At 66.0% G+C, this 20952-nt stretch carries 16 protein-coding genes and 1 tRNA gene; 16 read left to right on the forward strand and 1 reads right to left on the reverse strand.

The window, feature by feature from the left end; genetic code table 11:
• Positions 1 to 36 precede the first annotated feature (36 nt).
• From hfq to AC07WC_RS10470, 16 genes are all read left to right on the forward strand, one after another.
• Positions 37 to 318: an RNA chaperone Hfq gene (gene hfq / locus AC07WC_RS10395; protein ID WP_123728913.1), complete on the forward strand. Its 282-nt coding sequence runs from the start codon at positions 37 to 39 to the stop codon at positions 316 to 318.
• Between the two features lie 26 nt (positions 319 to 344).
• Complete coding sequence (gene hflX / locus AC07WC_RS10400) at positions 345 to 1655, forward strand: ribosome rescue GTPase HflX (RefSeq protein WP_495209918.1); 1311 nt, start codon at positions 345 to 347, stop codon at positions 1653 to 1655.
• 138 nt (positions 1656 to 1793) lie between these two features.
• Positions 1794 to 2288 carry a CinA family protein gene (locus tag AC07WC_RS10405; protein WP_019183317.1) on the forward strand — a complete coding sequence of 165 codons (495 nt, stop codon included), beginning with the start codon at positions 1794 to 1796 and terminating at the stop codon, positions 2286 to 2288.
• Between the two features lie 36 nt (positions 2289 to 2324).
• A complete protein-coding gene (gene ubiB / locus AC07WC_RS10410; protein ID WP_495209919.1) occupies positions 2325 to 4004 on the forward strand; it encodes a 2-polyprenylphenol 6-hydroxylase in 1680 nt (559 codons plus the stop codon).
• Between the two features lie 388 nt (positions 4005 to 4392).
• The gene (gene lexA, locus AC07WC_RS10415) at positions 4393 to 5043 is read left to right on the forward strand and encodes a transcriptional repressor LexA (protein WP_495209920.1); all 651 of its coding nucleotides are present in this window, start codon (positions 4393 to 4395) and stop codon (positions 5041 to 5043) included.
• Positions 5044 to 5247: 204 nt separating this feature from the next.
• The gene (gene recA, locus AC07WC_RS10420) at positions 5248 to 6288 is read left to right on the forward strand and encodes a recombinase RecA (RefSeq protein WP_495209921.1); all 1041 of its coding nucleotides are present in this window, start codon (positions 5248 to 5250) and stop codon (positions 6286 to 6288) included.
• Positions 6289 to 6398: 110 nt separating this feature from the next.
• On the forward strand, positions 6399 to 6890 hold the full coding sequence (recX, locus tag AC07WC_RS10425) for a recombination regulator RecX (protein WP_495209922.1): 492 nt from the start codon (positions 6399 to 6401) through the stop codon (positions 6888 to 6890).
• 107 nt (positions 6891 to 6997) lie between these two features.
• Positions 6998 to 9646 (forward strand): alanine--tRNA ligase, encoded by a 2649-nt coding sequence (alaS, locus tag AC07WC_RS10430; RefSeq protein ID WP_495209923.1) that lies wholly within the window; start codon positions 6998 to 7000, stop codon positions 9644 to 9646.
• A 146-nt stretch (positions 9647 to 9792) separates the two neighbouring features.
• Complete coding sequence (gene csrA / locus AC07WC_RS10435) at positions 9793 to 9996, forward strand: carbon storage regulator CsrA (protein ID WP_019183311.1); 204 nt, start codon at positions 9793 to 9795, stop codon at positions 9994 to 9996.
• 81 nt (positions 9997 to 10077) lie between these two features.
• Positions 10078 to 10170, forward strand: a tRNA-Ser gene (locus AC07WC_RS10440).
• A gap of 216 nt (positions 10171 to 10386) precedes the next feature.
• The gene (locus AC07WC_RS10445; RefSeq protein WP_495209949.1) at positions 10387 to 11061 is read left to right on the forward strand and encodes an ankyrin repeat domain-containing protein; all 675 of its coding nucleotides are present in this window, start codon (positions 10387 to 10389) and stop codon (positions 11059 to 11061) included.
• Between the two features lie 114 nt (positions 11062 to 11175).
• Complete coding sequence (locus tag AC07WC_RS10450; RefSeq protein ID WP_495209924.1) at positions 11176 to 12324, forward strand: aldo/keto reductase; 1149 nt, start codon at positions 11176 to 11178, stop codon at positions 12322 to 12324.
• Positions 12325 to 12465: 141 nt separating this feature from the next.
• Entirely contained in the window at positions 12466 to 14679 is a 2214-nt protein-coding gene (locus AC07WC_RS10455; RefSeq protein ID WP_495209925.1) for a TonB-dependent siderophore receptor, read from the forward strand.
• Between the two features lie 160 nt (positions 14680 to 14839).
• Entirely contained in the window at positions 14840 to 17074 is a 2235-nt protein-coding gene (locus AC07WC_RS10460; protein WP_495209926.1) for a type I secretion system permease/ATPase, read from the forward strand.
• A complete protein-coding gene (locus tag AC07WC_RS10465) occupies positions 17071 to 18315 on the forward strand; it encodes an HlyD family type I secretion periplasmic adaptor subunit (RefSeq protein WP_495209927.1) in 1245 nt (414 codons plus the stop codon). The genes AC07WC_RS10460 and AC07WC_RS10465 overlap by 4 nt, the downstream gene beginning before the upstream one ends.
• A 5-nt stretch (positions 18316 to 18320) precedes the next feature.
• On the forward strand, positions 18321 to 19727 hold the full coding sequence (locus AC07WC_RS10470; protein WP_495209928.1) for a TolC family protein: 1407 nt from the start codon (positions 18321 to 18323) through the stop codon (positions 19725 to 19727).
• 75 nt (positions 19728 to 19802) lie between these two features.
• Here AC07WC_RS10470 and AC07WC_RS10475 read toward each other — a convergent pair.
• Positions 19803 to 20952: hypothetical protein (locus AC07WC_RS10475; protein ID WP_495209929.1), on the reverse strand; the 1150-nt coding region annotated here is incomplete at its 5' end.

The raw sequence follows: 20952 nt of genomic DNA on the forward strand, positions 1-20952 counted from the left end.
CCGGAAGACCATAAAAACAATAATCAGGAGTGTGCAATGTCCAAGGGGCAATCGCTGCAGGATCCGTTTCTGAATGCACTTCGGCGCGAACGTGTGCCGGTGTCGGTGTATCTGGTCAATGGCATCAAGCTGCAGGGAACGATTGAGTCGTTCGACCAGTTCGTGGTGCTGCTGCGTAACACGGTGAGCCAGATGGTGTACAAGCACGCCATTTCGACCGTGGTGCCGGCGCGCAATGTGAAGGTCGGGCCCGGTGGTGGCTATGTGCAATCCAATGATGGCGCCGATGGCGTCCAAGGTGATGACGACGTTGAGTGACCGCGTGAAGATTTCTGGAGAGCTGCGTGTTTGACCGTTCCAAGCGAGGCGAACACGCACTCCTGATCCAGCCGCATGTCGGCCGGCTCGAAGAAGACGTGCTTGAAGAGTTCACCGATCTGGCCCGCTCCGCCGGGGCCAGCATCGCGGCCACGTTGACCGCGCGCATCGATCGGCCCAATCCGTCGATCCTGATCGGCAGCGGCAAGCTGGACGAGGTCAAGGCGGCGGCCGAGGCCACCGGTGCCGACCTGATCCTGGTCAACCATGCCCTGTCGCCAGGCCAGGAGCGCAACCTGGAGCGGTTCCTGGAGCGGCGCGTGATCGACCGGACCGGGTTGATCCTGGACATCTTCGCCCAGCGTGCGCGCAGCCATGAAGGCAAGCTGCAGGTGGAACTGGCGCAGCTGCGCCACATGTCCACGCGGCTGGTCCGTGGCTGGACCCATCTGGAGCGCCAGCGCGGTGGTTCCATCGGCCTGCGTGGCCCGGGTGAAACCCAGCTGGAAACCGATCGCCGCCTGTTGCAGAAGCGGGTGGAGCAGCTGCAGAAGAAGCTGGAGAAGGTGGAAGTGCAGCGCACCCAGATGCGCCGTGCGCGCCTGCGCAGCGAGCTGCCGCGCGTGGCCCTGGTGGGCTACACCAACGCGGGTAAGTCGACCCTGTTCAACGCGTTGACCGGTGCCGAGGCCTACGCCGCGGACCAGTTGTTCGCCACGCTGGATCCGACCGTGCGCCGTATCGCGCTGCCGGGTGGCAGCGTCGTGCTCGCCGATACCGTCGGTTTCGTCCGCGACCTGCCGCATGATCTGGTCGCCGCCTTCCGTTCGACCTTGTCCGAGGCGCGCGAAGCGGATTTCCTGCTGCACCTGGTCGATGCCGCCGATCCGCATCGCGAGGAGCGCATCGCACAGGTCGATGAAGTGCTGACCGCCATCGGCGCAGGCGACCTGCCGCAGCTGCTGGTGTTCAACAAGATCGACCGCATCGACGGGGCCGAGGTACGCCACGATGGCCAGGACGGCGTTCCCGACAGTGCCCGACGCGAACGGGTCTGGATTTCCGCGCGCGACAACGTCGGCCTGCCGCTGCTGCAGTCCGTGCTCGGCAAGCGCCTGGGCCTGCAGCACGTCAGCGGTGAGCTGCGGCTGCCGCCGAGTGCCGGTCGCCTGCGGTCGCGCCTGCACCAGCTGGAAGTCGTGCGCAGCGAAGCCAGCGATGAAGAAGGCTGGCTGCTGCAGGTCGAAATCCCGATCGCCGAGGCCGAGAAGCTGGCGGCCGGCGAGGGCGGCGAACCGATCCGCGCGATGCTCCCGGAGAAGCTTCCGGAATGGTGACGAGGGTGCCGGCCACTGGCCGGCACCGCTTCGTTCGCCCGCATCGCGCCGCTTCGCCGCACCCGGTGACACACGACACCACGCGCGATTTCGGCTAAAACAGGGGACGTTCGTTCCCCCGTTGATCCAGGATTCCCCATGACCGTTCCTTCCGACGCCGAGCTGGGCGCCCTCGCCAGCGACGTGGGCCAGCGCCTGCAGCAGGCATCGCTGCAGCTGGTGACTGCCGAGAGCTGCAGTGGCGGCTGGATCGCCAAGGCGATGACCGATATCGCCGGGTCCTCGGCATTCTTCGATTGCGGCATGGTGGTCTACAGCTACGAAGCCAAACAGCGCCTGCTCGGCGTGCGCGCGCAGACCCTGGAACAGTTCGGTGCGGTCAGCCGCGAGACCGTGCTGGAAATGGTCTCCGGCGCGCTGATCAATTCCGGCGCCGGCATCGCCGTGGCGGTGACCGGTATCGCCGGGCCGGGCGGTGGCAGCGAAGACAAGCCGGTCGGCAGCGTCTGGATCGGCTGGAAGGGCCGGGGCGGCTACGCGCGTGCACAGCTGTTCCAGTTCGACGGCGACCGCGAAGCCATACGGCGGCAGACCGTGCAGCAGGCGCTGACGGGAATCTTCCCGCTGTTGTGACATCCTGACCGGGTGTGCTGACAGGAGAGTGGGCCGATGTGGGAAACGCTGGGTACCGTGCGTGACCTGGGGCGATTGCAGGAAATCGCGTCGGTTCTGATCCGCTATGGCTTCGGCGACCTGGTGCGCCGGATCGGCCTGGCCGATGTGCTCGAACGCGCCGGCCGCCTGCTGCACTGGAACGACACCCAGCAGATGCTGCGGATGACCGCCCCGGTGCGCGTGCGCCGCGCGATGGAAGACCTCGGCCCTACCTTCGTCAAACTCGGCCAGGTGCTGGCCACCCGCGTGGACCTGTTCCCGCCGGACTGGATCGCGGAATTCTCCGAACTGCAGAACGCGGTGCCCGCGCTGCCGTATGCACAGGTGCGCGATCAGCTGGAGCGCGATCTGGGGGCGCCGGCCACCGAGGTGTTCGCGTGGCTGGACGAAACCCCGATGGCGGCCGCCTCGCTGGCGCAGGCGCATCGCGCGACGCTGCAGGACGGCACCGCCGTGGTGCTGAAGATCCGTCGTCCGGGCATCCGGGAAGTGATCGAAGCCGACCTGCGCCTGCTGGCGCGGCTGGCCGAGATCGTGGAGGCACGCCTGCCGGATCTGCAGCGCTATCGCCCGGCCGAGGTGGTCCAGCAGTTCCAGGTGTCGCTGCGCCGTGAGCTGGATTTCGCTGCCGAGTGCCGCAATGCCGAGCGCATCGCGCGCAACTTCGAAGGCCGCGACGACATCCTCATTCCCGGCGTGCACTGGCAATGGACCTGCGAGAGCCTCAATGTGCAGGACTTCGTCGATGGCATCCCCGGCCGCGACCTGGCCGGTGTCGATGCAGCCGGCCTGGATCGCGTGCAGCTGGCCCGGACCGGGGCGCGCATCGTGCTCAAGATGGTGCTGGAGGATGGGTGTTTCCACGCCGATCCGCACCCGGGCAACATCATCTACCTGCGTGACGGCCGCATCGGCGTGATCGATTTCGGCATGGTCGGCGCGATCTCCGAGCAGCGCCGCTTCCAGGTCGCCCAGCTCCTGCATGGCCTGGTGACCCAGGAGCCGGAGCAGGTGGCCGACATCCTGCTGGACTGGGCCGGCGGCGTGGAGGTCGACGAATCGCGCCTGCAGCAGGACATCAGCACGTTCGTCGACCAGTATCGCGGCGTGCCGCTCAAAGACCTGCACATGGGCCTGATGCTGGGCAACATCACCCAGCTGCTGCGCCAGTACGCGCTGACCCTGCCGGCCGACCTGGCCCTGATGATCAAGACCTTCCTCACGCTGGAAGGCATGGGCCGCCAGCTCGATCCGCAGTTCGACATGGCCAGTGCCGCGCGCCCGTACCTGGAGCGGGTGATGTGGCAGCGCTATTCGCCCGGTGCCATGCTCAAGCGTGGCAAGCGCAGCCTGGTCGGGGTGATGGACCTGGTCGGCGATCTGCCGCGCGACGTGCGCCGGCTGCTGCAGATGGCGCGCCGCGGTCGGCTCCAGCTCAAGATCGAGACCACCGCGCTGCAGGGCTTCGGCGACCAGGTCAACCGCGCCGCCAACCGGCTGGTGATGGGCATCGTGACCGCCGCGCTGATCATCGGCTCCTCGATCGTCATGCACAGCGTCGGCGGCGTCTCCAGCCGCTGGCTGCTCGCGCTGGGCGTGGCCGGCTTCATCGGGGCCGGATTCTGCGGCGTGTGGATCCTGTTTTCGATCTGGCGCAGCGGCAAGAACCCGTAGGGTTCTTGCCGCTGGGATTCGCAGGATCCCCGCAATGGGCCGCCCACGCGGCCCATTGCGCGTAGAGCCGACCGTTGGTCGGCTGCTCCTGCCCGGCAGGCCCGTTCATCGCTTGCCCCCGCGGAGCCACGCCATGCAAGGCTGCTCCTCATCCGGCCCCACGGATGCCTGACCCAAGAGATGCAGAGGCTAAACCCCGGAGGGATGGCCGCAAGCGACACGCGTCCGCGCCGCCAGGCATTGCCGCGCTGCGCGCGCTCACCGACCAACGGTCGGTGGCTACAGGCGTCGCTGGCGGCTTCGGCCGGGGCCGGATCGCCCGCCTTGTAATGGCTCTTCCTCTGCGGGCACTTGCGTGCCCGCATCGTTAGTAGTAATACTACTAACCATGGACCTGACCGATACCCAGCAGGCGATCCTGCAGTTGATCGCCGAGCGTATAGAGACCGATGGCGCACCGCCGTCGCAGACCGAAATCGCCCGTGCGTTCGGCTTCAAGGGCGTCCGCGCCGCCCAGTACCATCTGGAAGCGCTGGAGCAGGCCGGGGCGATCCGTCGCATTCCCGGCCAGGCCCGTGGCATCCGGCTGGTCCAGGCGCCGGCGCTGCAGGGCGGCCTGCCCGAATCGCTGCCCGCCGCGGCGCTGCCGGACCATGTCCTGCGCCTGCCGGTGCTGGGCCGGGTCGCGGCCGGTCTGCCAATCGGGGCGGACATCGGCTCGGATGATTTCGTGGTGCTGGACCGGGTGTTCTTTTCGCCGGCGCCGGACTACCTGCTGAAGGTGCAGGGCGACTCGATGATCGATGAAGGCATCTTCGATGGCGACCTGATCGGCGTGCACCGCACCCGCGATGCGCGCTCCGGCCAGATCGTGGTCGCCCGCATCGATGACGAGATCACGGTCAAGCTGTTGAAGATGGGCAAGGACCGGATCCGCCTGTTGCCACGCAATCCCGATTACAAGCCGATCGAAGTACTGCCGGACCAGGACTTCGCGATCGAAGGCCTCTATTGCGGGTTGCTGCGGCCCAACCGCTGACCCTGTTGTTCCCCGAATCACGCGCGGTCTTTTGTGGCACATCTCTGGTTCTGCTGAGGTTGGTACGGATGTCCGATAATTTTTTTCCGAACGCCGGGCAGAATCTCAGCCTGTGCGATACGCCAGCCTTAAAGTGAACCCATGGCCAAGAAGACTTCCAAAGACAGCACCTCCACCGACACGACCTCTGCAAGGACCACTCCGATGGACGAAAACAAAAAGCGTGCACTCACCGCCGCGCTGAGCCAGATCGAAAAGCAGTTCGGCAAGGGCGCCGTGATGCGCATGGGCGACCGCGTCGTCGAGGCGGTCGAGGTCATCCCCACCGGTTCGCTGATGCTGGATATCGCCCTCGGTATCGGTGGCCTGCCCAAGGGCCGTGTCGTGGAAATCTACGGTCCGGAATCCTCGGGCAAGACCACCCTGACCCTGCAGGCGATCGCCGAATGCCAGAAGAAGGGCGGTACCGCTGCCTTCATTGACGCCGAGCACGCGCTGGACCCGATCTACGCCGCCAAGCTGGGCGTCAACGTGGACGACCTGCTGCTGTCGCAGCCGGATACCGGTGAGCAGGCGCTGGAAATCGCCGACATGCTGGTGCGTTCGAGCTCGGTGGACATCGTGGTGGTCGACTCGGTCGCCGCGCTGACCCCGAAGGCCGAAATCGAAGGCGAAATGGGCGACCAGCTGCCGGGCCTGCAGGCCCGGCTGATGAGCCAGGCGCTGCGCAAGCTGACCGGCAACATCAAGCGCTCCAACACCCTGGTGGTCTTCATCAACCAGCTGCGCATGAAGATCGGCGTCATGATGCCGGGCCAGAGCCCGGAAGTGACCACCGGCGGCAACGCACTGAAGTTCTACGCCTCGGTCCGCCTGGACATCCGCCGTATCGGCGCGATCAAGAAGGGCGACGAGATCATCGGCAACCAGACCAAGATCAAGGTCGTCAAGAACAAGTTGGCGCCTCCGTTCAAGCAGGTCATCACCGAGATCCTGTACGGCGAAGGCATCAGCCGCGAAGGCGAACTGATCGACATGGGCGTGGAAGCCAAGCTGGTCGAGAAGGCCGGTGCGTGGTACAGCTACGGCGAAGAGCGGATTGGCCAGGGCAAGGACAACGCCCGCGGTTATCTGCGTGACAACCCGCAGGTTGCCCAGCGCCTGGAAGCCGAGCTGCGTGAGAAGTTCCAGCCGGAAGAGGCCGTGCGTGAAGGCGGTGACGAGGCCGAAGACGACGCCGAGTGAGTTTCCTGCGGGGCAGGGCAGCGCCGTCAGTGACGCTCGCCCTGTCCCGTGGTTTCACCTATCCCCGACGGGATGGCGCCAAGGACGGCGCACTGTAATGGACCGCTGCCATGCAAGACTCCGATGCCCCCGCACCCCGGCGCAAACGCCGTGTCCAGGAACAGACGCCGGTCCAACGGGCGTTGGGGCTGCTGGTACGGCGGGAACATTCGCGTAAAGAGTTGACCCGCAAGCTGCAGGCCCGTGGCATCGAGAACGAGGCCGCCGAGGCCGCCGTCACCCAGCTGGCCGAGGCCGGCTGGCAGGACGACACCCGTTTTGCCGAGAACCTGGTCCGGATCCGTGCCAATACCGGCTATGGACCGATCCACATCCGCGCCGAGCTGAGCACGCATGGCCTGGACAGCGAGCAGATCGCCGCGGCCATGGACACCTTCGAAGGCGATTGGACCGAGAATGCCCGCGACCTGGTCTGCCGCCGTTTCGGCGAGGCCGGCCTGCAGGAACTGCCCCAGCGGCGCAAAGCCGCCGATCTTCTGGCCCGCCGCGGGTTCGCCGGCGACAGCATCCGCCAGGCCACCCGTTACGACCCTGAGGACTGAGCGGCCCGGGCCTGATACCCTTTGTGGTTTCGGCGGTCCTGAAGTTGACACCCGGCCATTGGGGCTGCGTGCCAGGGACTGACCGGCCCGCACAAAGCCAGCCCCCCATGAACGCATCCGTCAAATTCACTACCTCCCAGATCCGCAGCGATTTCCTTGAGTTCTTCAAGGGCAAGGGTCATACGATCGTGCCGTCGGCGCCGCTGGTGCCGGGCAATGATCCGACCCTGCTGTTCACCAACTCCGGCATGGTGCAGTTCAAGGACGTGTTCCTTGGCGCCGAGAAGCGCAGCTACGTGCGCGCCGCCGACGTCCAGCGCTGCCTGCGTGCCGGTGGCAAGCACAACGACCTGGACCAGGTCGGCTACACCGCGCGCCACCACACCTTCTTCGAAATGCTGGGCAACTGGTCCTTCGGCGATTACTTCAAGAAGGACGCCATCGCGTGGGCCTGGGAGCTGCTGACCCAGGTCTGGAAGCTGCCGGCCGAGCGCCTGCTGGTCACCGTGTACCAGACCGATGACGAGGCCTACGCGCTGTGGCGCGACATGGTCGGCGTTCCGGAAGAGCGCATCGTGCGCATCGGCGACAACAAGGGTGCGCCGTTCGCCTCGGACAACTTCTGGCAGATGGCCGAGACCGGTCCGTGCGGTCCGTGCACCGAGATCTTCTACGACCATGGCGACCACATCGCCGGCGGCCCCCCGGGTTCGCCGGATGAAGACGGCGACCGCTTCATCGAGATCTGGAACCTGGTCTTCATGCAGTTCGACCGCCAGCCCGACGGCACCCTGGTGCCGCTGCCGGCCCCGTGCGTGGATACCGGCATGGGCCTGGAACGCCTGGCGGCGATCCTGCAGCACGTCCACACCAACTATGAAATCGACCTGTTCCAGGCGCTGATCCGCAAGGCCAGCGAACTGACCGGCATGGCCGATCTGGAAAACAAGTCGCTGCGCGTGATCGCCGATCACATCCGCGCCTGCTCGTTCCTGATCGTCGACGGCGTGCTGCCGTCCAATGAAGGCCGCGGCTACGTGCTGCGCCGGATCATCCGCCGCGCGCTGCGCCATGGCTGGATGCTGGGCGTGCGCCAGCCGTTCTTCAGCAAGCTGGTGCCGACCCTGGTCGAGCAGATGGGCGTGGCCTATCCGGAACTGCCGGCCCAGGTCGACACCGTGGTGCGCGCCCTGCAGGCCGAAGAAGAGCGTTTTGCTGAAACGCTGGATTCGGGCATGAAGATTTTCGACGACGTGGCGGCCAAGGTCAGCAACGGCGTGATCCCCGGCGTGGATGCGTTCCGCCTGTACGACACCTACGGCTTCCCGCTCGATCTCACCCAGGACATCGCGCGCGAGCGTGACCTGACCGTGGATATCGAGGGCTTCAACGCCGCGATGGACACCCAGCGCGAGACCGCGCGCGCCGCCGGCAAGTTCGGCGGTGGCGTGACCCTGTCGGCCGATCTGGTCGCCACGCTCAAGCCGACCGCGTTCCTCGGGTATGACCGCCTGCAGGCCGACGACCTCACCGTGGTCGCCATCCTCAAGGACGGCCGCCCGGTGGAGAGCGCCCAGGCCGGTGATGACGTCATCGTGCTGACCAACCAGACCCCGTTCTACGCCGAGTCCGGTGGCCAGGTCGGTGACCACGGCATCCTGTCCCGCACCGGCGTGCAGGTGGAGGTCAGCGACACCCAGAAGTTCGCGGGCCAGTTCCATGGGCACGTGGGCAAGCTCACCCAGGGCAGCCTCAAGGTCGGCGATGTACTGTCCGGCCAAGTCGATGGCCAGCGCCGCGGCGCGACCATCCTCAACCATTCGGCCACCCACCTGCTGCATGCCGCCCTGCGCGAAGTACTGGGCACCCACGTGCAGCAGAAGGGCTCGCTGGTCGCGCCTGATCGCCTGCGCTTCGACTTCTCGCACTTCGCGCCGATCAGCGCCGAGGACCTGGCGATCATCGAGCGCAAGGTCAACGAGCAGGTGCGCGCCAACAACGCGGCCGAAGTCCACAACATGGGCATGCAGGAAGCGCTCGACTTCGGCGCGATGGCGCTGTTCGGCGAGAAGTACGGCGAGCACGTGCGCGTGCTGAAGATGGGCGACTACTCCACCGAACTGTGTGGCGGTACGCATGTCTCGCGCACCGGCGACATCGGCCTGTTCAAGATCACCTCCGAAGGCGGCGTGTCCTCGGGCGTGCGCCGCATCGAAGCGGTGACCGGGCAGGGCGCCCTGGATTACGTGGCCCACGAAGAAGCGCAGCTGAGTGAAGCGGCCGCACTGCTCGGCGGCAACGCCGGCGACGTGGTCGACAAGATCCGCCAGCTCGGCGAGCGCCAGAAGAAGCTCGAGCGCGAGCTCGAGGCGCTCAAGGCCAAGCAGGCCGCCGGTGCGACGGCCGATCTCGGCGCCGGCGCGGTCGAGGTCAACGGCATCAAGATCCTGGCCGCGCGTCTGGAAGGCTTCGATGCCAAGGCCCTGCGCGATGCCATCGACCGGCTGAAGCAGCAGCTCGGCGACGCGGTGATCGTGCTGGCCGGCACCCAGGACGGCAAGGCCGCCCTGGTGGCGGGCGTGAACGGCAGCGCAATGGGCAAGGTCAAGGCCGGGGAACTGTTGGCCCATATCGCCAGTCAGATCGGGGGCAAGGGCGGCGGCCGCCCGGACCTCGCCCAGGGTGGTGGTGAGGACGGGCCCGCCCTTGCTTCTGCACTGGCCGCGGTCGTCGACTGGGTTACCCCCCGTATCTGAACAACCTGACGGTTCCTGCTCCTTGAAGGGGCGGGAGGCCTGACGGTACTATGGCGAATCTTTTCCCGTTGTCGTGGGGCGCTCTTGCCGGGGCGCCAAGCCGGTGGGGAAATGCCCACCACCGGTTCCCCTGGAGACTTGAACAAATGTTGATCCTGACTCGCCGCGTAGGCGAAACCCTGATGATCGGTGACTCGGTCAGCGTGACCGTGCTCGGCGTCAAGGGCAACCAGGTGCGTATCGGTATCACTGCTCCGAAGGACGTGGCCGTGCACCGCGAAGAGATTTATCAGCGGATCCAGCGCGGCGATGAGCCGAATGCATCCGGAAGTGAAAATTCTTCGGATTAAGGCTTTACCTGAGGGCGCGGAAAACGTTATTATTCGCGCCCCCGCTGAGATGATTCATCGCAGCGGCGGACCAAGAACACTGGAGCGGTGCCCGAGTGGCTGAAGGGGCTCCCCTGCTAAGGGAGTATAGGGCTTAAAACTCTATCGAGGGTTCGAATCCCTCCCGCTCCGCCAGTTACAGGAAAGGCCTTCGTACGCAAGTACGGAGGCCTTTTTCTTTATGCGGTCCGGATCATGCGGAGGGCGTGGACACCCCCTCCCGGCCGCTGCATTCGGAGCAGACATGACGTCGATCCGCATTCTTCATTGGTGCTGGGGCGGCGTCTCGGCTACGGTCGTTGTTGAGCGGCGACACCCCTGGCGCTGCCGGCGTAAGGAGCAAGCATGTCGATTCGACGAATGTCGCTACGCGGCTGGGTGGTCATGAGCATGCTGGTGGGCATGGTCCTGCCGGTCAGTGCTGCATCGTTGGGCGAGCGCCTGCATCGGGCTGCGGAAACGGGCGATGCCACGGCCGTGCGGACCCTGCTGGGGCAGGGTGCCGAGGTGGATGCGCGCGATGCCGCCAAGGCGACGCCGCTGCTGGTGGCCACCCGCCACAACCACGTGGACGCCGCGCAGGCGCTGATCCAGGCCGGCGCCGACGTCAATGCCAAGGATGCGATCCAGGACAGCCCGTACCTGTACGCCGGTGCCCGCGGGCATCTGGAGATCCTGCGTGCCACGCTCGCTGCCGGGGCCGACCTGAAAAGCACGAACCGCTACGGTGGCACCGCGCTCATCCCGGCCGCCGAGCGCGGCCATGTGGAGGCCGTGGCGACCTTGATCGCGGCCGGTGTCGAGGTCGATCACGTCAACAACCTGAAGTGGACGGCGCTGCTGGAGGCGATCATCCTGAGCGATGGCGGTCCACACCATGTGCAGATCGTCCGTCAATTGATCGCCGCCAAGGCCGACGTGAACCTGGCCGACGGTGACGGCGTGACCCCGCTGCAGCACGCACGCCAGCGCGGTTACCGCGAGATCGAGGCGCTGCTTCTGGCCGCCGGCGCGCGCCCGGGCTGAAGCGCTGGGCGTGTAGGGGCATGCGCTGTTGCCGCTGCCTTGACGCCACCCACGCGTGCTGTGCACCCCGGTTCTGCGAGGCTGATGGCTTCCCCCGCAGAACCAGGAGTCGCCGTGAACGCACGTCGCCACTTCCTCTCCGTTGCCGCCGCCGGCACCGCCGCCTTCGCCGCCTCACCGTTGATGGCCCAGTCGGCCGGCCCGGGCAGCGTCATGCCCACCCGTGGTCAGGCAGCGGCAAAGCCCTTGCCGGGCAATCCCGCGCGACAGGGCGGGCGTTACCGTCCGCAGACCCGGCTGGGCCTGGGCGGGGTCGCGATCGGCAACGGGTTTGCGGCCGCGACCGACGCGCAGAGCGACGCTACCCTCGCCGCGGCGTATGCGGCCGGAGTGCGCTGTTTCGATACGTCGCCGTGGTACGGACTCGGCCTGAGCGAGCGTCGCTACGGCCATCACCTGCACAACCATCCGGCGCGCGAGTACACGCTGTCCACCAAGGTCGGCCGCCTGCTGACCGCGACCGCCGGCGAACTGCAGGAGACGATGTGGAAAAACCCGTCGCCGTTCCATTACCGCTACGACTATTCCGCCGATGGCACGCGCCGTTCGGTGGAAGACAGCCTCAACCGCCTGGGTGTCTCGCAGCTGGACGTGGTCTTCATCCATGACCTGTCGCCCGACAATGAGAAAGACCTCGGCATGCCGTGGGAGCAGCGCTTCGCCGAAGCGGCGAAGGGCGCGATGCCCGCGTTGACGCGCATGCGCGAGGAGGGCCTGATCAAGGCCTGGGGCTTCGGCGTCAATCGCCCTGAGCCGGCCCTGCGGGCGGTGGCCGAGGCGGACCCGGACATCTTCCTGCTTGCCTGCCAGTACTCGCTGCTGGACCACGAGCAGGCGCTGCATGACACCTTCCCGAAGATCGCCGCGCACGGCGCATCGGTGGTGGTCGGCTCGCCGCTGCTGGCCGGCTATCTGGCCGGGCGCGACCGCTATCTCTACGACGGCACGGTCCCCTCCTGGGCACCGGAAAAGCGCGCCAGGCTGCAGGCCGTCTGCGATCGCCACGGCGTGGACATGCGCACGGCCGCGCTGCAGTTCGCCGATGCGCCGGAGGTGGTTTCGGCGGTGATTCCGGGCGCGCGGACGCCGGAACAGGTGCTGGCCAATGTCGCTTCCATGGCGGTGGCGGTGCCGGCCGCATTCTGGGCCGAGCTCAAGCAGGAAAGGCTGATCGCCACGGATGCGCCGGTGCCGCGCAGCTGACCTGGCGGTCGGTTCTCTCCAGAACGCCTAGTGCCGCAACGGGGTCCATCTTCCACTGGCGCCCCGGATGCGGCATCATGCCGCGCATTCGTTCCCTCCAGCCGCCGCCAGAGGAATTCTTTCCTGCCTGGAGGCATTGCCGTGTCCGTCGTTCCGTTCCGTGTTGCCCCGATCCACTCGGGTCGCCGTCGTGCTGTTCCCTCGATCTCCCCGCTGATGCAGGCGATGGTCTGCGTGCTCGGCCTTGCCCTGTCCACCGCGGCCGTGCAGGCCGAAGAGGCGCCGGCGGGGGACGCACCGGCCAAGGACGGCGCGCAGACCCTGCAGACCGTGCAGGTCACCGCCAACCAGCTCGGCACCGTGACCGAAGGCAGTGATTCGTATACGCCCGGTACCATTGCCACGGCCACCCGCCTGGTGCTCAGCCCGCGCCAGACGCCGCAGTCGATCAGCGTGATCACGCGGCAGGAAATGAACGACTTCGGCCTCAACGGCATCGATGACGTCATGAAGGTCACGCCCGGCGTGAGCATCGTCACCTACGACAGCGAGCGCACCGAGTACTACGCGCGCGGCTTCGCGGTGCAGAACTTCCAGTACGACGGCATTCCGATGGCGCGCGATTCGGCCTATTCGGCGGGCAATACGCTCAGCGACATGGCGATCTACGACCGCATCGAAGTGCTCAAGGGCGCCACCGGCCTGCTGACCGGCATGGGCGACCCGGGCGCGACCATCAACCTGGTGCGCAAGAAGCCCACCCGTGAACTCGCCGGCAGTGCCACGCTGGGCGTCGGTTCGTGGGACAGCTACCGGGCCGAGGTCGATGTCGGCGGGCCGCTCACCGAGAGCGGGCGCGTACGCGGCCGCGTCGTCGGCGCCTACCAGGACAAGCATTCCAACGTCGACCACTACCAGCGCAGCAATGAAGTCTTCTACGGCATCCTCGAAGCGGACATCGGCGAGAGCACGCTGCTGACCGTCGGTGCCGACTACCAGGACAGCGATCCAGAAGGCTCCAGCTGGGGCGGTATTCCCCTGCTGGACAGTGGGGGCAACTTCAACGACATGCCGCGCTCGTTCAACAACGGCGCACGCTGGAGCCGCTGGGGCCAGTACGCGCGCACCGGCTTCGCCACGCTGGAGCATACCTTCGGCAATGACTGGGTCGCCAAGCTGCAGCTCAACCACCAGGTCAACGGGTATGACGCCTCGCTGGGCGCAGCGGCCGGCGGCAATCCCGATCCGGTCACCGGTGAGGGCGTGAACATGTGGCTGGGCCAGTACATCGGCAAGACCACCAGCAACGCGGCCGATCTGTACGTCAGTGGCAAGTTCGAATGGTTCGGCCGCCAGCACGACCTGGTCGTCGGTGGCAGCGTGTCGCGCAAGCACTGGGTCAACAACGGCTACTCGCCGCAGCCGGGCTATGTCAGCGATGTCGCCGATTATTACGCCTGGACCGGTGATGTGCCCGAGCCGGACTGGCAGTGGGGCTACGGTGACAACCAGGTCACCCGCGAAAGCGGCGCTTATGTGGTGGGCCGTTTCGACCTGGCCGATCCGCTGAAGCTGATCGTCGGCAGCCGCATCGCCAACTATGAATCTCCGGATACCGACGAGAGCGGCGTGATCGTCCCGTATGCCGGCCTGGTGTACGACCTGAATCGCAATTTCTCCGTGTTCGCCAGCTACAGCACCATCTTCAAACCGCAGGGCAACCAGGACGAGCAGGGCCGGGTGCTGGACCCGCTGGAAGGGCGCAGCTACGAAGCCGGCCTGAAGGCGGAATTCCATGATGGCCGCCTCAACGCCAGCGCGGCGGTGTTCCAGCTGGAGCAGGACAACTATGCGCAACCGACTGGCGGCAGGACGCCGAGTGGCGGGATCGCCTATGAAGGCCTGATGGGCGTGCGCACCAAAGGTTATGAGCTGGAAGTGTCCGGTCAGCTGGCACCGGGCTGGCAGGTCCAGGGCGGCTACGCGCACAAGATCGCACGCCAGCAGTCCACCAAGGTTTCCACGCTGGAGCCGGAAGACCAGTTCAGCGTGCACACCAGCTACCGGCTCACCGGCGCGGCCGACGGCTGGAGCCTCGGCGGTGGCGCGCGCTGGCAGGGCGGCACCTTCGGCACCATCACCAACCCGGCCACCGGCGGAAGCCAGGTCCACCGCACCGAGCCCTACTGGCTGCTCGATGCCATGGCGCGTTACCAGTTCAACGACCAGCTGTCGGCCACGCTCAACGTCAACAACCTGCTGGACAAGCCGTACTACACGATCTTCAGCTGGTACAGCACCTACACCTGGGGGGAGCCGCGAAATGTGCGGCTGACGCTGACCTACAAATTCTGAGCGACGCGTTTTTAGTAATTGTTCTATCGGGCGATTCGCTGCCCGTCCGCATACTTGGCCGGATGACTCCGCGGCCGCGGCGTGTGCCTGCTGTTCGTGAACACGAGCAGTGGGCGCATTGCCGCAGGCGTTTTGCGGATCCACCCCCAGGACCCAGTAGATGGACAGTGCCACTCCCGCCGAGCCCACCCAGGCGCCCGCCTTGCCGGGGCCGGCGTCGCCACACCGTATTCCGGATTCGCTGCTCGCCAGCGTGTCCTGGATGTGTCGTTACCATGGGGTGGACCGCTCGCCCGAGGCCCTGGTAGCCGGGTTGCCGAAGGGAAGCCAGCTGTCGCCCTCGCTGGCGCTGGCCGCATTGGCCCAGGCCAACCTGGGGGCGGGGTTGGTGGCACGTGCCGCTGCGGCGCTGCCCGCGCAGCTGTTTCCGCTGATCCTGCTGCGCAGGGAGCAGGGCGGCTGCGTCCTGCTGGGCCGGCGGGTGGACGAGGAAGCGACGCCGCGCTGCTGGCGCTACCAGGTGATGCTGCCGGAAATGGGCGCCGATCCGGTGGAGCTCAGCCAGGAAGAGATGGACCGGATGTATGCCGGCCACGCCGTGCTGGTCAAACCGCTGGCGACACTGGATACGCGTGGCGGCGAGGTGCTGCCCACGCCGGGCGGACACTGGCTGTTCGGCACGTTGTGGCGCTACCGGCGCTACTACCGCAGTGCGGCGATCGGCGCGCTGTTGATCAACGTGCTGGCGCTGGCCAGCATTTTCTTCACCATGAATGTCTACGACCGGGTGGTGCCCAATCAGGCCTACGTGACGCTGTGGACGCTGGCCATCGGCGTGGTCATCGCGATGATCCTGGAGGCGGTCTCGCGGTATGTGCGCGCCCACCTGCTGGATTCGGCCGGCAAGAAAGCCGATCTGATCCTGGGGGCGATGCTGTTCCGGCAGGCGCTGTCGATCCGCCTGGAGAACAAGCCTGCGTCTTCCGGTGCATTCGCCAACCAGTTGCGTGAGTTCGAATCGGTGCGTGACTTCGCCACCTCGGCCACGCTGGCGCTGGTGTCGGACCTGCCGTTCGTGCTGATGTTCGTCGCGGTGATCTTCGCCATCGGCGGCCCACTGGGCTGGATTCCGCTGCTGCTGATTCCGCTGATCCTGATCATCAGCGTCGCCATCCAATGGCCGCTGGCCGCCACCATGCAGGAGAACCTGCGCGAGTCGTCGCTCAAGCAGGGGGTGCTGATCGAAACGGTGGAAGGCCTGGAGACGCTCAAGGCAGTGGGCGGCGAATCGTACATGCGGCGCCGCTGGGAACGCTTCAGTGCGTTGGCGGCGGCAACGTCGATGAAGTCCCGCAGTCTGTCCAGCGTGGCCACCGGGATGGTGGCGTTCCTGCAGCAGCTCCAGACCGTCGCGCTGATCGTCAGCGGCGTCTACCTGATCGGTGCCGGCAGGCTCAGCATGGGTGCGATGATCGCCACGGTGATGCTGGCCGGGCGTGCGACCGCCCCGTTGGGCCAGGTCGTCGGGCTGGCCGTCCGCTTCCAGCAGGCCAAGGCGGCGATGACCTCATTGAACGCGCTGATGGCCAAGCCGACCGAGCGCGATCCGCAGGTGGCCTACCTGGCCAAGCCCACCCTGCGCGGGCAGATAACCCTGAAAGGCGTTGGGTTCTCCTACCCGGCGCCGCCGATGGAACCCAATCCGCCGGTGCTGACCGATGTCAGCGTGCAGATCGAGGCCGGTGAGCGGGTCGCCATCCTGGGTCGCGTGGGAAGCGGTAAATCCACCCTGCTGCGGGTGATGGCGCGCCTGTATGCACCGGTGAGCGGCCAGATGTTCAGCGATGGCCTGGATGTCAGCCAGATCGATCCGGCGGACTGGCGCGCTGCGGTCGGCTATGTGGGCCAGGACGCGCGCCTGTTCTACGGCTCGCTGCGCGAGAACATCATGATCGGCCGGCCCGACGCGACCAGCGAGGAGTTTCTGCACGTCCTGCGCTTGACCGGGCTCGACCATGTGGCGGCCCGGCATCCCAAGGGCATCAACCTGCCGATCGGCGAAATGGGCGAGGGCCTGTCCGGTGGCCAGCGCCAACTGGTGTCGCTGGCCCGCAGCCTGCTCGCACGGCCGCACCTGCTGCTGCTGGACGAACCGACCAGCGCGATGGATGCGCAGACCGAAACCACGTTCCTGCAGCATCTGCAGCGCGCCACCGAGGGGCAGTCGCTGGTGCTGGTGACGCACCGGCCGGCGCTGCTGGTGCTGGTCGATCGGGTGATCGTGGTGGATGACGGCGCCATCGTGGCGGATGGGCCCAAGGACACCGTGCTGGCCCAGCTGCGGGCCACGCCCAAGAGCACGGCGCCCGTGCCTGCGGCAGGAGCCGCGGCATGATCCGTCGCTGGTTCCGTCGCAAGCCCCGCGGTCCCCGGCTGTCCGCCGGCGACACGGCGTTCATGGGCGATATCCAGGCCTCGCTGCTGAACCAGACGACGCCCGGGTCGCGTGCGGTGCTGTACCTGATCCTGGTCACGCTCATTGCTGGCTTGGCGTGGGCCGCGCTGTCGCGTGTGGAGGAGATCACCCAGGGCGAGGCGAAGATCATTTCAAGCAGTCGCGAGCAGGTGATCCAGAGCCTGGAGGGCGGCATCCTGGCGGAGATGAATGTCCGCGAAGGCGCCGTCGTCGAACGCGGTGACGTGCTGCTCCGGCTGGATCCCACCCGCGCGGATGCCAGCTACCGGGAAGCGGCCTCCAAACACCTGAGCCTGAAAGCGGCGATCGCGCGTCTGCATGCCGAGGCGTACCAGCTTCCCCTGCAGTTCGACGCAGCCGTCCAGCAGGATCCGGTCCTGGTGCGCCAGGAAACGCTGGCCTACCAGGCCAGGAAGCGGGCACTGGATGAGAGCCTGCGCGCGCTGGCGCACAGCCATGCGCTGTCCATGCGTGAGATCGCACTGGCCGAACCGCTGGCGGCCAAGGGCTTGATGTCGGAAGTCGAGATCCTGCGCATGCGGCGCCAGGCCAACGACCTCAAGTCCCAGATGGTCGAGCGCAGCAACCGATTCCAGGCCGATGCCAACGCGGAACTCAGCCGGCTGGAGATGGAGCTGTCGCAGCTCAGCGAGAACCTGATCGGGCGCGCGGACGTGGTGGAGCGGACCGTCCTCACCGCCCCGGTCCGCGGCACGGTCAAGAACGTGCGGGTGACCACCCTCGGCGGCGTGATCCAGCCCGGTGAGCGCATCCTGGAGATCGTACCGCTGGAGGAGCAGTTGCTGGTGGAAGGCAAGATCCGCCCTGCAGACGTCGCGTTTCTTCGTCCCGGGCTGCCGGCGACCATCAAGATCACCGCCTATGACTACGCCATCTACGGCGGGCTGCGCGGCGTGGTCCAGCACATCAGTGCGGACACGCTCAGCGACGAGCAGAAGGCCGCGAGCGGCCATCCCGACAGCACCTATTATCGGGTGCTGGTGCTGACCGACAGCAGCGTGCTGGAGGCGGGTGGAAAGCAATTGCCGATCCTGCCGGGCATGGTCGCCTCCATGCACATCCGCACCGGCGAAAAGACCATCCTGGACTATCTGCTCAAACCGGTGCTCCGCGGTCGCGAAGCCTTCCGGGAGCGTTGAGCGTGATGATCACGAAGCCCCGTACTGGCGGCCGCACGGGTCGCTTTGGCTGCGTGCCGCCGCTTTTCCTGCTGCCAGTATGTCTGGCAGCGTTGCTGTGCAGTCCAGCGATCTGTGCCAATCCACCGTCAGGCGTCAGGCCGCTACCGCTGAGCGGTGAGGCAGTCGGGACGTCAGAGGATGAGCTGCGATTGCTGATCCGGCGTGCGTTCGATGTCGCGGCCCAGCGCAGCCCGACGCTGCAGCGTGGGCTGGCCGAGATCGACGTGGCTGCCGCGGAGATCGATGAGGCCAAGGGCCAGCGATGGCCCCAGGTCAGCGTGGGCGCCGACCGTTCCTACCTGTCAGGCGGGCGATACCCTGACCGTGACCGTAGCGGTCGTGTGGATGCTCGGTTGAACATCACGACACCGCTTTACGATGGCGGACGCATCCGCCATACCATCGCTAGCCGACAGCATGCTGCCGTGGCCGCCGAGGCAGCGCTGGCGGCCCAGCACGAAGTGCTGGGCCACGAGATCGTGGCCAACCTCCTGGAACGCGACAAGCAGCGACTGATCGTGCAGGTCTCGGAGCAGTTTGAGGTCCGCATGCAGGCGTTGGTCACCATGTTGGCCGATATCGTGGCCGTGGACCGGGGGCGGACTAGCGAACTGACCCAGGCCAAGGCACGACTGCTCTCTGCACAGGCTGCACGTGAAAATGCACAGGCACGCGCACAGGAGGCGGAGATCAATCTCCGTGCGCGGCTGGGCGAGCAGATGCCGGTGTTCCCCGCCCATCCGCACTGGCCATTCCACCGCGCCGATCTGGACGACCTGTTGCGCACGCTCGATCAGCATCCGTCGATCCAGCAGGCCCAGGCCAGCGTGGCGGCGGCTGAGCGACAAGCCGATGTGGTGCGTGCGGCGGCAGTGCCGCAGGTCAGTTGGGACATCAACAAGAGCACCGCCGAGGATGCGCTGGGACGACCCTCGCCCTGGCAGACCTCGTTGACGGTGAGCTGGGCTGCGTTCCGTGGCGGTTCGGCAAAGGCAGCCAGGCGTGCTGCCCTGCATCGTGCCGAGGCTGCCCAGAAGGCAATGGCGCAACAGCAGATGGACCTTGAGTTGCGGGTCCGAAGGGCCGACCAAGACGCCGCTGCGTTGTTTGCGCGTGCCGACCTGTACCGCGAGCTGTCAGTGGAATCCGACGCGATTCGCACGGCGTTCTTCGAGCAGTGGCATCACCTCGGCAGGCGCAGCCTGCTGGAAGTGCTGACCGCCGAAAGTGAACACTACGGCAACCAGGTCGGTGAGGTCAGTAGCCGCTTCGACGGTTATCAGGCGATTGCCCGTCAGTACGCCGATGCGGGTGTCCTACGGCGTTGGGTGAAGCACGATCCACTTGAGAGTGTGCGCGCGGCTCAATAGCTGGCCGCAGATTCGATCGTTGGACCACGAGCCCCCGACCCGATGGGTCGGGGGCTTGCATGTGGCGCCGACGAATCAGCCGACGTGTTCAATCCACTCCGATTGGTGCAGTGGTGGCAGTGCAGGTTGAACATTGATCATGACGCCAGCACTGATGGTAGCGTCGTTGAAGGCCGCCTCGTCGATATCCAGTGGTGAGGGGCCTTGTGCCACCAGCATGGCCGGTGCTTCGAACAGCTGATCGATGGTGCTGAACAGGTCCTGGTAGGTCAATTGGGCCCCGGTCTCCTCGGTTGCATTGAGAGCGCTCGCATTACTTTCGCGTGCTATGGCTGGGTCTACGATGCTCACAGTGAACGGCTCACTAGTCATTCCGTTGGACTGGACGGTGATGACGTGCGTGCCATGATGCAGTGGCACATTGATGGACCACATGCCGCTGTTGCTGGCCTGCAGTGTGTGGATCAGGGTGCCGTTGGCGAAAATCTGCACGATTGCCTGGCCGTCCGCACGACCCACTATCAAAGGGGCGCGGTCATCGGTGGTCGCGCCATCTCCGAGTTCTCCTTGATATTCGCCGTGGAAGTCGAACATTGCTTCTATGCGCGGCGCGTTACTTGTGTCCGGTGCCTGTACGGTGATCACGAAGGGCTCACTGACACCAGAGTCGGTTCGGGCAGTCAGGCTGTGAACGCCATTCTGCAGATATGGCGAATAATTCCAGCTGCCATTCGCATTCGTCATGACTTGGCCGATTTTTTGACCATTGCTGAAAATCTCAACAAGCGTATCCGGCGCAGCGTTTCCCATGATGCCGGGCGTACGGTCGTCGGTGGTCTGACCTTTCTCGATGAATCCAAACTCGCCGACATTATCATAGACATGGGTGATAGTGGGTCCTGAAGCTTGCGGCGCGACCACTGTGATCACGAAGGCTTCACTGAGACCTGCGGATGTATAGATGTTCAGGCTGTTGAGCCCAAGCCCAAGCACCGCCGCGTATTCCCACTGACCGTTGGCATTGGCCATCGTGCGACCAAGCATGATGCCATTGCTGAATACTTGCACATGATCATAGGCATTGGCGGTGCCGCGAAGCAGTGGTGTGTGATCGTCGGTTACGCCACCACTTGGAATAAAGGCGTGCTCGCCCACATCATCATAAGCACTAATGATGGCGTGCTTTCCCTGTTCCGGCAGCTGGACGGTGAGCTGGAAGACGTCA

The organism is Stenotrophomonas sp. GW821-FHT01H02A, from assembly GCF_059422145.1.

Excerpts from the sequence above, each read along its gene's own strand:
- hfq (WP_123728913.1), top strand. The coding sequence starts at position 37 with ATGTCCAAGGGGCAATCGCTGCAGGATCCGTTTCTGAATGCACTTCGG.
- AC07WC_RS10405 (WP_019183317.1), top strand. The coding sequence starts at position 1,794 with ATGACCGTTCCTTCCGACGCCGAGCTGGGCGCCCTCGCCAGCGACGTG.
- ubiB (WP_495209919.1), top strand. The coding sequence starts at position 2,325 with ATGTGGGAAACGCTGGGTACCGTGCGTGACCTGGGGCGATTGCAGGAA.
- lexA (WP_495209920.1), top strand. The coding sequence starts at position 4,393 with ATGGACCTGACCGATACCCAGCAGGCGATCCTGCAGTTGATCGCCGAG.
- recA (WP_495209921.1), top strand. The coding sequence starts at position 5,248 with ATGGACGAAAACAAAAAGCGTGCACTCACCGCCGCGCTGAGCCAGATC.
- recX (WP_495209922.1), top strand. The coding sequence starts at position 6,399 with ATGCAAGACTCCGATGCCCCCGCACCCCGGCGCAAACGCCGTGTCCAG.
- alaS (WP_495209923.1), top strand. The coding sequence starts at position 6,998 with ATGAACGCATCCGTCAAATTCACTACCTCCCAGATCCGCAGCGATTTC.
- csrA (WP_019183311.1), top strand. The coding sequence starts at position 9,793 with ATGTTGATCCTGACTCGCCGCGTAGGCGAAACCCTGATGATCGGTGAC.
- AC07WC_RS10460 (WP_495209926.1), top strand. The coding sequence starts at position 14,840 with ATGGACAGTGCCACTCCCGCCGAGCCCACCCAGGCGCCCGCCTTGCCG.
- AC07WC_RS10465 (WP_495209927.1), top strand. The coding sequence starts at position 17,071 with ATGATCCGTCGCTGGTTCCGTCGCAAGCCCCGCGGTCCCCGGCTGTCC.
- AC07WC_RS10470 (WP_495209928.1), top strand. The coding sequence starts at position 18,321 with ATGATCACGAAGCCCCGTACTGGCGGCCGCACGGGTCGCTTTGGCTGC.